The organism is Flavobacterium araucananum, from assembly GCF_002222055.1.
In the GTDB taxonomy this organism is placed as follows: domain Bacteria; phylum Bacteroidota; class Bacteroidia; order Flavobacteriales; family Flavobacteriaceae; genus Flavobacterium; species Flavobacterium araucananum.
The window spans coordinates 52,271-65,225 of sequence record NZ_MUGS01000016.1 but is presented as its reverse complement, the minus strand read 5'-3'; the positions used below and the strand labels follow the sequence as shown (position 1 = coordinate 65,225).

The window sequence follows — 12,955 nt, the reverse complement described above, 5'->3', positions numbered from 1 at the left end:
GATTAAAATCCATCCCTACAATATGTTTCGAGCCGAAGGCTCTTTATGCAAAAGTTCCAGAGGAACGTTTTATTTTGTAGCAAGGAATTTTAATCCGTTGTAAAGTAGATAAACAGATGTATCTCGTAGAGATTAAATATTGGTAGAAAAATAAAAAAGTACAAGGTTAAAATTGTCCCGTAGGGACTACATCTAAATAAGCAAATTACAAAACACTCTCAATAGTATAATGCGTTTTATTGATTTCAAAAGTAAACCCAACTTTATTCCCCATTAAATGCGAACCAAGCGGAGATTGAGGAGAAAGCGCAATAACATTTATACCATCAATAGCAATTTTAGGAAGCGCTACGCTTACATACAAATAAATTCCGTTAGCCTTTACCAAACTACCTGAAATAATATTTTCGGTTGTTTTTGAGGCATCTATTTTATCTAAAACTGCTTTTTGGGTAATCGCTTCTTTTAGTTTATTGGTGAGTTTTTCCTGCTCGATATGCATCATTGACAAAGCAGTTTCGTGTTTATCACCGGCAGAACCTTTGGCATCATTTTTAGAATCTTCGGTCAAAGCCGAAATCATGTCTCTAAAAACATCTATGCGGTCCTGAACCATTTGTATGTAATGCGAATGTATTTTTTGTTTGAATTCCATTTTTTTAAGGGACTGAAGTGCTAAGTTACAAAGGTGCAAAGGTTTTTTCGCTGCTCCAAAAAAGTTAGCCACGAATTCACGAATTTAGTTAAAATTAATTCGTGAATTCGTGGCTAAAAAAACTTTGCGTTTTAGCGCCTTCGTGGCATAACTATCTTAAAAATCGAATTTATAATTTGCTCCTACCAATACCTGAAATCCTTGTACAGGATAATTCAGCCATTTTTCGTACGCCTGGTTTCCAATATTATTCAGCTTTAAGAAACAAGTCAGACGGTCGCTGTATTTGTATCCTAAATGTGCATTGGCATCAAAATAGCTTTTTAGAGTTATAATACTGAGGTCTGTTTGTAAATCTGTATTCATTTGTGTGTCTTTACGTTCTCCTACAAAGAAAACATTTAAACCGGCATACCATTGTTTTGTAATGTTTACATCCAGATTTGAGCTCACCTTCATCGATGGTAAATTCCATGCTTCTCTGGCATCCTGCTTGTAACTATTAAATGTTCCGTTGATTCCAAAAGAAACATTTCTCGAAAAATCAGCTTTTAATTCTCCATAGAAACGGAATGTTCTTACATCATCATAAACAACTCCAAAAGAGTTCCCAAAAGCATAATTCTGATTCGAGAAATCCTCCGTATAGTTATTGGCAACATACAATGCTTTATCTTTTTCGTTTAGATAAGAACCTGTCAGGTTATAATTGATGTTATTTGCCAATTTACCTTTTAACCCCGCAAAAACAGTATATTGATTGTTGGTTGGCCTCATGTTTAATGTTGGCGATAAAAAAGGATTTTGGGTTACAAAATCAGCATAAGAATTTTGTTCTAAACCACCATTTGCACCTGTGTAGAAAATCATTAAATCGCCTACTAATTTATACGAGGCATTTACTTTTGGATAGATATAAAACTTGTTTCCGCTGTTTTCAGAATCCAAACCATAAAATAATCCGGCTCCTAATTCTAAAGTCCAGTCGTTTTCAAGAATTACAAAACTTGGTTCAATTCCAAAATTAGTCAAGCTGTATTTTAGAGGTTGTGTATTATCACGTTCGTAATTATGCTCAAAAGATCCGCTCACGTGATCTACGATAACATTTGTGTTTATAGAATGATCCATCACTTCTACTTTGAAAGAAGGTTTTACGTAAAAACGATTTTCTGAAGAGGAGAAGCTATCTGAAAAATGGGTGAATTTAGTTGAGATTTTACTAAAAATACCTTCATTAAATTCAATGTTTCCACCTAACGAAATGGTATTATAAGAATGATTCGGGTTGATTCCTCTTATTAAATCATCACGGGTTTGTCCGTCTAAAGTCGAACCAAATTCAACTGGCAAACCATACCAGTTATAAATTTGATTTTGATACCCTAAATCAACATTCCATGCCATGTCGCGATTGTTTACACCATAACCTACATCTAGTGCGGTGTCATAAAATTCATCATTTAGATTTACATCTTTAATACCGCCTTGCGAAGAGTGATGGCGAAACATTCCTGCTACATAATCGTTATTTCCTAAATCCTGATTTACGAATAATTCAGCATTTAGAGTGCCGTAATTTCCAACTCCTAAAGTGGCGTAATTATTAAATAATTTTTCTTTTTTTGATTTCTCTACTCCTTCGGCTTTTCCTTTTGATGGTGTAAATGTAGATGCTACAGGGACTGACAAAATACTATATTTTATCGTTTCTTTAGGCTGATTTCCCGTATCGTCAAGCGAAGGAATCTCCTTTACCTTAAAAGCATCTGAAACTGTTGGCGAATAGGGTTTTACCACATTTACAGTTTCTGTCCCGATCGTTTCATTTTTCTTTTGCGAAAACGAAAGCTGGACAACAAACAATACAAGTAAAATAATGGTTTTATTCTGGCAATTAATTTTCATATATCTTTTTTTTTTAGAGAATAGAAGAAAGAGCAAAGAAGAAAGACTTCTCTCTTATTTCTGGATTTTCTCTATTTCTTAATTCTATTATATTTTTTAGTCTTTGCTCTTTCCTCTAGCTTCTTTATTCTATTCTCTTTATTCTATTCTCTTTATTCTATTCTCTTTACTCTATTCTCTTTATTCTATTCTCTTTATTCTATTCTCCATCAGCTAAGCTTCCCAATCTCCTTTTGCAACAAACTGAGCTTTACCTCCTATTTTAATATCATACTCATTCTCTGTTAATTTTCCTTTAAAAAATATTTGCGATGGACGATTGATGTAATCTCCCTGATAATTAATTAAATCTATTTCAGGTTTATGATATTTTAAAAGAAAAGCCTGCAAACATGTGCTTGCGCTTCCTGTTGCCGCATCTTCTACCAATTGGTTGTGTTCTATGCACAACATTCTGCTAAACAATTTTGAACCTTCCAGGTAATAAAAATACAAGCCTCTATGAGTGGTTTTACAATTTTTTATGAGCCAATGATTTGTTTTATCTTTATCTAAAACCAAATTTTCCAAAGCTCTTTTACTACTTAGTCCAACCATTACAAAAGCGCTTCCGGTGGTTACTTCCTGAATAGGAAACTGGTTTTCAAAATCATGATTTTTAAGATTGCTAAATACTGTAAAATCTTCTTTCGAAAAAATATCCCAAAACTTCGGTTGCGCCGCTTTTAGCCAGATCAAACCTTGAGATTGATGAATTGAAATTGGTCCAATCGGAACATTTAATTTTATATTCTCCGGAGAATCATTAAACACTTTATGCATCAAAACCCATGAAGTTCCAATAATAGGATGTCCCGCAAATTGCATCTCCTGAGATGGTGTAAATATTTTTATCTCTGCCTTATTATTTTCTAAATCCAGCTTGGTAATAAAAGTGCTTTCGGCAAAATTAATTTCGCGCGCAATTTGCTGCATTTCTACCGAACTTAAATGACCCGCCTCCAGAAAAACCGCCAATTGATTACCGGCATATTTTTTCTCAGCAAAAACATCAATTATATAAAAAGGTAAACTCATTTTTTTTCTTATTTTTTTAGGAAGATTTTAGATAAAAGAATAAAGAAAAAAGACTTCTCAGCAATCTTTTATCTTGCTTCTTATCTCTCCTTAATCTTTCTTCTTGCCTCTTTTTTCTATTCTCTATTTTCTATGCTCTTTATTCTTATTTATTAATAGACGAATTTGTTTTAGACTCTTCCGTTTTTATTGCTGCTAATTCTTTTTTAGCTTCTTCAACAACATCCGGATAATCGGTAAAATTGTTAATTACGTTATCTAAAATATAAGTTGCCTGATAGCTGTCTTTTAGTCCGTAGAAGTTTTTTGCCATTAAAACCAAACTCTTTGCCCCGTAATATTTATAAGCCGAATAATTTTTTGCCAATTTCTGAACCGAAACATTCGAGGCATCAAACTTCCCTTCTTTCGTTTTAAAATAAGCATCATAATACAACGCTTCGGCTGCTAATTCTCCTTTGGATGTTGCTGATAATTTAGCATAAGCTGCTTTTGCTTTCTCTTCATCTCCGGTTTGCATTGCTGCACGTGCTACAATAATCTGTGCATCGGCTTTTACGTTTGCATCGGCTTTTGCACTTTGCAATACTTTGTCTGCGTATACAACTGCGTTGTCGTAATCTTTTTTGTCATAATAACACTTCATCAAGTTAGCCTGGGCAAAGCTTTTGTTTTGCGAAGAATCGGCTTCATCATCCAAACGTTTCAATACCGGAATTGATTTATCACAATCTTTTGCTTTCAAGAAAATCTGACCTAATTTGGCTAGCGATTGCTCTGTAAATTCGTTTCTTGCCTGATCCGTTACATATTGATAGTTTGCAATTGATTTTGTTTCTGAACCTTCTGCAAAATACAATTGTGCCAGATAAAAATTAGCTTCTAAGGAATGAAGTCCTGTTTGAAATTTACTGATGTACCCCACAAAACCTGTAATGGCTTGTTTGCTGTTATTTTGACTGTATTGTTTATAAGCCGCATCATAAGTATCGTTATCCAATTCAGCATCGGTAACAGCAACAAAATCCAGGGTACGAACCCAGGTTGCATATTCGTCTACTTTTCCTGAATCTACATAAATTAGTCTGGCTGTCGAAACTGCTTCTAACGCTTCCGGGGTTTTTGGAAATTCAGCGGCTACTTTTTTAAATTTAACCAATGCCTGATCATCCCGATCTGAGTTGTAATAAATTAATCCTTGTTTTAGAATTGCTTTTGAAGCAAACACACCGTTTTTATATTCTGATATTAACTGATCGTAGGTTTTAATCGCCTGATCGTTCTTTTTTTCTGCCACATACGTATTTCCCAATTCATATAATGCATCATCACGATATTCTGATTTTTTATACATCTGTAGAAAATTATTCAGCTCATCGACTTTCTTATCGTTTTTAGACATGAACCCGTACGAAATTGCTTTCTGGAACTGCGCATAATCTGCATCTACACCTCTTGCTTCAATTGCTTTGGCATACGCCTCATTTGCAGCAGTATATTTGGCACTTGCAAAACGACAATCTCCCAAACGCAAGTACGAATCATTTAAACGAACTTTATCTGCCGGAGAATTATCGATTTGTGCCTGAAATGAATTTCCTGCAGAATCGTATTCTTTTAGCTTAAAATAGGTATATCCAATATTATAATTAATGTTCTTGAACTCATCAGTTGTTTTAGCCGCAGCCTGACCCGCAAATTGTTTGTAACTCAATAATGCGTTCTGAAAATCTGCTGTAACATATTCTGTTTCTGCTTTCCAGAAAGTGGCACGTGCTGTAAACTCAGGTGTTTTTTGCTCACTGATTGCACTTTTGAACATTTTTCCGGCTTCTTGATAATTGGATTCATTATAGAGTTCTAATCCTCTGTAAAAAAGTACTTTTTGATACGCGGATTTATTTTCCGGAGATCTGTTTTTCTCTAATAAGGTCAAGGCTTCTTTGTAGTTTTTAGTAGAAATATAAGAATCTACCAATAATTTTTCGATCTCAGATCTGCTTGAATTGTTTGGATATTTCTTTAGAAAATCAAGCAAGATTCCCGGAACGGTCTGATAGGCATTTCCAATATCATAACTCACTTTTGCATAATTTAAAGCAGCATCTTCCTGAATTTGCGCATTGAAATCCATTTCTGAGGCATTTTTAAAAGCGTTCAAAGCCTCTTGTTTTTTGCCGGTATTCAAATAACTTAACCCTAAATGGTAATATGCATTTTGTGCTACAAAATCTTTTCCTTCAATTATTTTATTAAACTGCGAAATCGCTTTTTCATATTCTTTTTGCTCATAATAAGCATAACCTAATTGATAAAAATCGGTATTGCTCCATTTTCCTTTTTTACCTGCATATTGCTCTAAAAACGGAATGGCTTTGTCGTATTGTTTTAGGTTAAAATAACTTTCTCCAATAATTTTATTCAGTTCCGATTTTTCAAGTGCATTTGATTTAGCCATAGCTTTTTGCCCTAAATCAATTGCTTTCTGGAAATTTCCCAACTTAAAGTTCATATCAGCCTGATAGTACGAAAGTTTTTCTTTGTATTTTTCTTCGCCCGAAACTTCATCAAAATATTTGGTTGCTTCTTTGTAATCATCGCCTTCATAAGCCATAAATCCTAAATAATATTTGGCTTGAGAACCAAACTCAGGAGAGTTAACCACTTTATTAAAGTAAGTTGTGGCTTCTTTTTTCTTTTTGGCATTGAAGTAACTGTATCCTTTTTGGAAATTAAATTTATCCGAGTCGGATTTACTCATATAACTTTCATCTACTTTATCAAACCATTGCAAAGCTTTTGGATAATTACCCTGCTCAAAGAAAAACTGGGCGACCTCAATATAAGCCTGATTTTGCTTGGTACTTGTTGGATAATCACTAACGAATTTTTCCATCAGCGCATCTGCATTGGCTTTGTTGGTTCTAATGGCACAATTGGCAATATAATAAGCACAATCTGACTGAACTTCTTCGGTCGTAGCGTTGTTTTTTACATATTCAAAAATAAGTTGTGCCGAAGCATATTGTTTGTCATTATATAAAGCCAGTGCTTTGTCAAAATCTTTTAGATCGTAAGTGTAAATAGCTGATTTTTGTGCCGAAACTATGGTCGAAAAAAAGATAATTGGGAATAGAATGAACCAGGAAAGTTTACGCATTTTTATTATATTTAGTATTCAAATGTATCATTTTATACCGTTTATAACGAAACGTTTCAGGCTTTTATTATGAACAAAAATTTTAGCAGACTACATTTAGTAACTTCTCAAATGCTATTTTTTAACCATACAAGTGATATAAGTAATTATACGTTAGGCGTTTTTCTCCTTTAGTTATGAATCTAAACTCCTTTAAGCTTTAATAAATAAAAAACTTCCTTGCTCCATTTGCTAAAAGGAACTTATATCGTTTAAATTTTCATTTTAATATTTTATCAGAAATGATTCAATTTTATTTTGAATCCAAGCGTTATCTTACTACTTTTACCAATCAAATCAATTTATTATGTCACAAATCGTACTGTCTCTTAAAGAAGTAACTATATATCAAGAAGGAAGAAAAATTTTATCTCATATTAATTTAGATGTTAACCATGGTGAGTTTATCTACATTATTGGAAAAACAGGTTCCGGAAAAAGTAGTTTCATGAAAACGTTGTACGGTGATTTGCCTTTAACTGAAGGTGAAGGTCATATTGTTGAATTTGATTTGGCTACCCTTAAAGAAAGCGAGATTCCATTTTTGAGACGTAAAATTGGAATTGTATTTCAGGATTTCAAATTACTTCCGGATCGTTCTGTAAAAGACAATATGCTTTTTGTTCTTAAAGCAACGGGATGGTCTGAAAAAGAGGCGATGGAACATAAAATTGATGAAGTTCTGGACAAAGTGGGTATGAAGGATTTTGTAAACAAAATGCCGCATCAGCTTTCAGGAGGAGAACAACAACGTGTTGCAATTGCAAGAGCTTTATTAAACGATCCTGAATTTATCCTAGCCGATGAGCCTACGGGAAACCTTGACCCACAAACGAGCTCTGAGGTGCTTGAAGTATTGAAAAAAATCAACGCCAACGGTAAAACTATTATCATGGCAACTCACGATTATGCTTTATTAATGAAGTTCCCGTCTAAAACATTAAAATGTGAAGACGAAAGAATTTTTGAAGTCGTGCAACGCAGCGTGTAATGCTTTCTATTTTAATTCCGGTTTATAATTATAATGTCTTTAATCTTGTTGAAACATTGTACAAGCAGGCTTTGGAATCTAACGTTATTTTCGAAATTATTTGTCTGGATGATGCTTCGGATGATTTTTTGTCTGAAAACAAAAGAATCAATCTGTTCAGAAATACCCGTTATACTATTTTAGAAAAAAATATTGGGCGAAGTGCTATTCGTAATTTATTGGCTGAAAAAGCTACTTATCAAAACTTGCTTTTTCTGGATGCTGACACCCTTCCGGTTCATCATAATTTTATCGATACGTATATTTCACAAATAAATAATACCGAAAAAGTAGTTTATGGCGGCATTTTATACCAAAATGAAAAGCCTGAAAAAAAACAGCTTTTACGTTGGGTTTATGGCAATAAACGTGAGGCTCTAAAAGTTTTTGAAAGAAGCAGAAATCCCTACATTTCGTTTTTGACTTTGAATTTTCTGATTTCAAAAAGTGTTTTTACAAAAGTAAAATTCAATGAAGATATTCCAAATCTCAGACATGAAGATACTTTATTTTCATACGAATTAGAACAAAATAAAATTGAAATTATTCATATCGAAAATCCTGTTTACCACTTAGGATTAGAAAATAGCGAAACGTTTTTAAGAAAATCAGAAGAAGCTGTTTTAGGATTGAAAAACCTGACAGATTCCCGTTTAATTGCTTCCCACTATGTGAAGCTCTCCCATTATTTTCAAATCATAACAAAATTCCATCTTAGGTCTTTAATTGCGTTTGGATTCAAAATTTCGAAGTCTCTTTTTATCCAACAATTATTGAGCAAAAAACCATCAATTTTTCTTTTTGATATGTATCGATTAGGGTATTATTGTAGTTTAAAAACTAAATAAATTACAGTTAACAAATTTTGTTACCTATATTTTATTATTTACCTTTTCTTTTTTTCAAATCTAGAAAAAAAACATTCCAAATAGACATTATGGATTCGATCTTGTATGGCTCAGCACTTTTTATGGCTTTTATCCCTAACTCAACTCGTAAGTTTTCATTCGTAATCAATAATTCCAGTTTCTCTACAAATAAGTCTATATTCTCATCTTCAATCAAAAATCCGTTTTCATTGTTTTTTATGATTGCTTTTGGACCAACCGGGCAATCGTAAGCGATACAAGGTAAACCGCAGGCCATTGCTTCGATTAAAACCATTGGCAATGCTTCGTTTCTGGAGGTCATAACTAATATTGATGCTTCAGTATATTTTTGCTGAATATTTTTTACCGGATCAAGAAAAGCTACACTTTTTTCGATCATTAACTTTTTTGCTAAGTATATTAATCCTAAATCTTCATTTGGTTTGCCATAAATTTCTAATGACCAATCTGAATGTTTTTCTGCAACTAATTTCCAAATTTGCAACAATCTGTCAATTCCTTTTTCATGTGAATGTCTTGCAACAGCAATAATTTTTTTTGCTTTTAAATCTGAATAAGATTTTGTTTCTATCCATAATGGGTTTGGAATTACAATACTATTTTTGACAGACCATTCGTTTAGACTTTCTTGTGATAAGGCTACAAAAGTCAAAAATTTGGAAGCACAATAATTTCGATATATATATTTGAATCTGTTCGTAAATCCAAAAAAACGGGACTCTTTGTATTCATTAAACCTAGAACCGTGTGCCTCAAAAATTATTGGAATCTTTGTATTTATTAGCAACGGAATTGAAAATGATTTTAATGCAAAATCACAAACAATAATACAATCAGGCTGTACTTTTTTTATACAGGTCTGTAACTCTTTTTTATAACGAAGCAAATTAAAAGCCTTATTGGCTTTTAACGAAATATCATAAAAATCGATTCGTTTATTAAACTCAAAAAAAAGGTTTTCGTTTCCTCCATTTTGAGTAACAATACAAATCTCATAATCAAATTTCTCGATTAAATAATTGGTTTTTACTGCAAGTACGCGTTGTACTCCTCCTTCTTCATTTGCTCTTTGCGTTATGTAGAGTAATTTCATTCTTTTGATTTCAAAAATTCACTGTAGTTTCTTAAATAATCATTCTCGTCGAAAACTTCAGAAGCCAGAACCAGGCAAACTGCACCTGATGAAAAATTTTCTAGCTCACGCCAAATATTATTTTTAATCAACAAACCTTTATCCGGTTTATTAAGAGTTATTGTTTTTTCGGTTTTACCATCTTTTAAAACCACATCAAAACTTCCTGAAATTGCGATTAAAATTTGTTGTAGTTTTTTATGAGAATGCCCTCCTCTTTTAGAAGAACTTGGAATATCATATAAATAATAAACTCTTTTTATATCAAAAGGAATAGTATCATTTTCTATTACTGCAATGTTGCCTAAGAAATTTTCAATTTTTGGAAAATCAATCATAACTATATTCATAAGCTTATTTCAATTTTACATTTTTTGTTAGGCACTATCATAATCGATTTCTTATTTTCGTATCAAATATATAACTCTTTAAAAACAATATGCAAAATAAATCAGTAGTCACAGTTATTTGTATGTGTTATAATCATGAAAAATTTGTCCTGGAGAGTTTGCATTCAGTTATCACTCAGGATTATCCTTTTATTGAATTGATAATTATAGATGATTGTAGTACTGATGACTCTAAAAATACAATTGAAAAGTGGCTGTTAGATTATCCTAAAGTTCAATTTATAGCCAATGAAACTAATTTAGGAAACACTAAATCGTTTAATAAAGCCTTAAAATTAGCCAGCGGAGATTATATCATTGATCTTGCAACAGATGATGTTTTGATCTCTAATTGTGTTTCATTACAAATAAAAGCGTTTACTGAAAGTACTTTTAAAAATCTGGGAATTGTTTATGGCAATGCTGAATTAATTACTGAAAAAGGCGAATTTGATTCTTATTATTTCCCTGTAAATGATAACAAAAAAACCATTAAAAAACGACAAACAGGCGATATATATTTAAGTGTTCTCTCTGGTGGAGATAGTATTTGTTCTGTTTCTTCGATGGCAAAAAAATCAGTTTATAATTTACTGAACGGTTACGATGAAACTCTTGCTTATGAGGATTTAGATTTTTGGATACGCTCCTCTCGTTTGTATGAATTCGATTTTATTGATGAAATTTTAATAAAAAAACGAATTTCAGCTACTTCATTAACGACTAGCTTTTATGACAATCATTCTTCACGATTTAAAAAAATAAATAGGTCTACTTATTTAATTCTCAAAAAAGCTATTGGATTAAACCAAACAAATGAAGAAGATCTTGCCGTTCAAAAAAGAGTACATCACGAAATGGTTCACACTTTTAAGATCAAGGATTATAGTTTATTTTTAAAAAATACAGGATTACGATTTTGGTTATTTTGGAGAAAAAACTTTAAAAAACACTAATATCTACCCGTTGTGTATAATTAATTTTAACACATAGAAACATAGCTTTTGGACCTTTAAAAAAGACGTTTCACTTATTTAAAATGCACATAGACTAGCTATGTAAAAAAAATGTATTTCTTTTTGCATTCTTTTTAACTAAAAAAATCTATGTTACTATGTGTTAAATATATATTTTTTGACCCAAGCGAAGCGAACAGACGAAGTAATTACAACCCAACGGCTAATATCTCTTTGATTTCATCTTTAAAGACTATCTTTTTTTAGCTTCAACAATAATTGCCAAGCCTCTTTTAATTCTTCTAATTTTAGTGCCCAACATATAAACAAATAAGTTACCGCTCCCAGAACAACTCCCAAAAGCAACTCAAGGATTAAATTTTTTATAAAGTAAGAAAGCACTAATACTGAGATTGCCATACCAATTGTAGCAAAAAAAACAGGTAACATATCCTTTAATTGTTTTACGGCACCATAGCCATAAAACTTTCCTGGCAAATAGGCGTTTATTACAAATGCTATTGCAGATGTAACAACATGACCAATTATAATAGCTTTTAGTCCTAACGGGATTGTTATTATCATTGCCAATATCGTCAAAGGCAATTTTGACAAGTCGACCTTTAAGTATAAATCTGACCGTCCAACTGCATTTAATAAATTCATATTGATCGCACTCATAGGCAGAAAAATTCGCGCAAAAACCATCCATTGTAATAGCGGAATCAAAGAAACCCATTTCTCTGTAAGCAACAAGATAACAATAGGTTTTGCAAGCAAAGCAATAAGTGTCATAAGCGGAATAATCAGAAAAGCCGACATACGAATCATCCTGCTGTATATAGAAACTAATTTTTCCTGATCGTTTTGTACTGCGGCAAGAACCGGAAATGTTGCTTGCTGTATAATACTCACAATTGTTCCCGCTGATACATCTGCAAAACTCTTCGCTCTTGTATAGTAACCTAATGAAGCTGTTGGATAAAATTTACCCAGGCAAATATTATAAATATTATTGAGGAGCTGCGCATATAATCCTGCCAGTAAAATTTTTGAACCGTAACCAAACAAGGAGTTAAAAGACTTTTTTGAAAACGAAACTGACGGACTCCAACTACTTAAAAACCATAAAGAAACTGATGTAGCCAAAGACCAAACCAAACTCTGAACAACCAATGACCAAACTCCATATCCGTTTATTGCAGCTACTATACCGCATAATCCGCCTGCAATTACGGCTATAACATTACTCATTGCAATAGATTTAAAATCCATCGCAATGGTTAGCTTCGTTTTTTGAACTATAGCAAGGGCATTCAAAAACAAGGTTAAACCTAAAACCCGAACTAAATCTGTTAGTTGTGGCTGATTAAAAAAAAGGGATATGTAAGGTGCTGAAAAAAATAGCAACAGATAAAAAAAGCCACTTACCAATAAATTAAATACAAATACAGTCGAAAAATCAATATCGGTTCTGTCTTGTCGCTGAATTAAGCCTATCCCTAAACCACTCTCGATAAAAGTTTGGGACAAGGCCATAAAAATGGCCAGCATTCCTATTAACCCAAAATCTTCCGGAATCAAAATTCTGGCAAGCACAACACTCACAACGAATTGCCCTATCTGAACGGCAAATTTATCAACCGCAGACCAAAAAATCCCTTTTGCCGCTATTGATTTTAGAGAGGTATTCTGCATCTAAAAGAGGTTAAATTTTGT

10 protein-coding genes are annotated in these 12,955 nt (G+C 32.6%); 3 read left to right on the top strand and 7 right to left on the bottom strand.

Going from position 1 to position 12,955, the window contains the following annotated elements:
• Positions 1 to 205: 205 nt before the first annotated feature.
• The 4 genes from B0A64_RS11505 to B0A64_RS11490 form a co-directional block, all read right to left on the bottom strand.
• A complete protein-coding gene (locus tag B0A64_RS11505) occupies positions 206 to 655 on the bottom strand; it encodes a hypothetical protein (RefSeq protein ID WP_089479666.1) in 450 nt (149 codons plus the stop codon).
• A gap of 156 nt (positions 656 to 811) precedes the next feature.
• Positions 812 to 2,563 (bottom strand): TonB-dependent receptor, encoded by a 1,752-nt coding sequence (locus tag B0A64_RS11500; protein WP_089479665.1) that lies wholly within the window; start codon positions 2,561 to 2,563, stop codon positions 812 to 814.
• Positions 2,564 to 2,776: 213 nt separating this feature from the next.
• On the bottom strand, positions 2,777 to 3,640 hold the full coding sequence (locus B0A64_RS11495) for a PhzF family phenazine biosynthesis protein (protein WP_089479664.1): 864 nt from the start codon (positions 3,638 to 3,640) through the stop codon (positions 2,777 to 2,779).
• Positions 3,641 to 3,785: 145 nt separating this feature from the next.
• Positions 3,786 to 6,800, bottom strand: a complete 3,015-nt coding sequence (locus B0A64_RS11490; protein WP_089479663.1) for a tetratricopeptide repeat protein — start codon at positions 6,798 to 6,800, stop codon at positions 3,786 to 3,788.
• A gap of 346 nt (positions 6,801 to 7,146) precedes the next feature.
• Between B0A64_RS11490 and B0A64_RS11485 the strand changes: the two genes are divergently transcribed.
• Together B0A64_RS11485 and B0A64_RS11480 are read left to right on the top strand one after the other, a co-directional pair.
• On the top strand, positions 7,147 to 7,830 hold the full coding sequence (locus tag B0A64_RS11485; protein ID WP_089479662.1) for a cell division ATP-binding protein FtsE: 684 nt from the start codon (positions 7,147 to 7,149) through the stop codon (positions 7,828 to 7,830).
• On the top strand, positions 7,830 to 8,717 hold the full coding sequence (locus tag B0A64_RS11480) for a glycosyltransferase family 2 protein (RefSeq protein WP_089479661.1): 888 nt from the start codon (positions 7,830 to 7,832) through the stop codon (positions 8,715 to 8,717). Before B0A64_RS11485 ends, B0A64_RS11480 begins: the two co-directional genes overlap by 1 nt.
• Before the next feature lie 34 nt (positions 8,718 to 8,751).
• Here B0A64_RS11480 and B0A64_RS11475 read toward each other — a convergent pair whose 3' ends face one another.
• A complete protein-coding gene (locus B0A64_RS11475; RefSeq protein WP_089479660.1) occupies positions 8,752 to 9,852 on the bottom strand; it encodes a glycosyltransferase family 4 protein in 1,101 nt (366 codons plus the stop codon).
• Positions 9,849 to 10,241, bottom strand: coding sequence for a sugar 3,4-ketoisomerase (locus tag B0A64_RS11470; RefSeq protein WP_089479659.1), 393 nt, complete (start codon positions 10,239 to 10,241; stop codon positions 9,849 to 9,851). The genes B0A64_RS11475 and B0A64_RS11470 overlap by 4 nt, the downstream gene beginning before the upstream one ends.
• An 89-nt stretch (positions 10,242 to 10,330) precedes the next feature.
• On the opposite strand from B0A64_RS11470, the gene B0A64_RS11465 reads away from it, so the two are divergent.
• Positions 10,331 to 11,236 (top strand): glycosyltransferase, encoded by a 906-nt coding sequence (locus B0A64_RS11465; RefSeq protein ID WP_089479658.1) that lies wholly within the window; start codon positions 10,331 to 10,333, stop codon positions 11,234 to 11,236.
• Positions 11,237 to 11,482: 246 nt separating this feature from the next.
• Here the strand turns inward: B0A64_RS11465 and B0A64_RS11460 are convergent, their stop codons facing one another.
• Positions 11,483 to 12,934 (bottom strand): lipopolysaccharide biosynthesis protein, encoded by a 1,452-nt coding sequence (locus tag B0A64_RS11460; RefSeq protein WP_089479657.1) that lies wholly within the window; start codon positions 12,932 to 12,934, stop codon positions 11,483 to 11,485.
• Positions 12,935 to 12,955: the final 21 nt, after the last annotated feature.

Coding starts and splice junctions, on each gene's coding strand:
- B0A64_RS11485 (WP_089479662.1), top strand. CDS start 7,147: ATGTCACAAATCGTACTGTCTCTTAAAGAAGTAACTATATATCAAGAA.
- B0A64_RS11480 (WP_089479661.1), top strand. CDS start 7,830: ATGCTTTCTATTTTAATTCCGGTTTATAATTATAATGTCTTTAATCTT.
- B0A64_RS11460 (WP_089479657.1), bottom strand. CDS start 12,934: ATGCAGAATACCTCTCTAAAATCAATAGCGGCAAAAGGGATTTTTTGG.
- B0A64_RS11490 (WP_089479663.1), bottom strand. CDS start 6,800: ATGCGTAAACTTTCCTGGTTCATTCTATTCCCAATTATCTTTTTTTCG.
- B0A64_RS11475 (WP_089479660.1), bottom strand. CDS start 9,852: ATGAAATTACTCTACATAACGCAAAGAGCAAATGAAGAAGGAGGAGTA.
- B0A64_RS11500 (WP_089479665.1), bottom strand. CDS start 2,563: ATGAAAATTAATTGCCAGAATAAAACCATTATTTTACTTGTATTGTTT.
- B0A64_RS11470 (WP_089479659.1), bottom strand. CDS start 10,241: ATGAATATAGTTATGATTGATTTTCCAAAAATTGAAAATTTCTTAGGC.
- B0A64_RS11505 (WP_089479666.1), bottom strand. CDS start 655: ATGGAATTCAAACAAAAAATACATTCGCATTACATACAAATGGTTCAG.
- B0A64_RS11495 (WP_089479664.1), bottom strand. CDS start 3,640: ATGAGTTTACCTTTTTATATAATTGATGTTTTTGCTGAGAAAAAATAT.
- B0A64_RS11465 (WP_089479658.1), top strand. CDS start 10,331: ATGCAAAATAAATCAGTAGTCACAGTTATTTGTATGTGTTATAATCAT.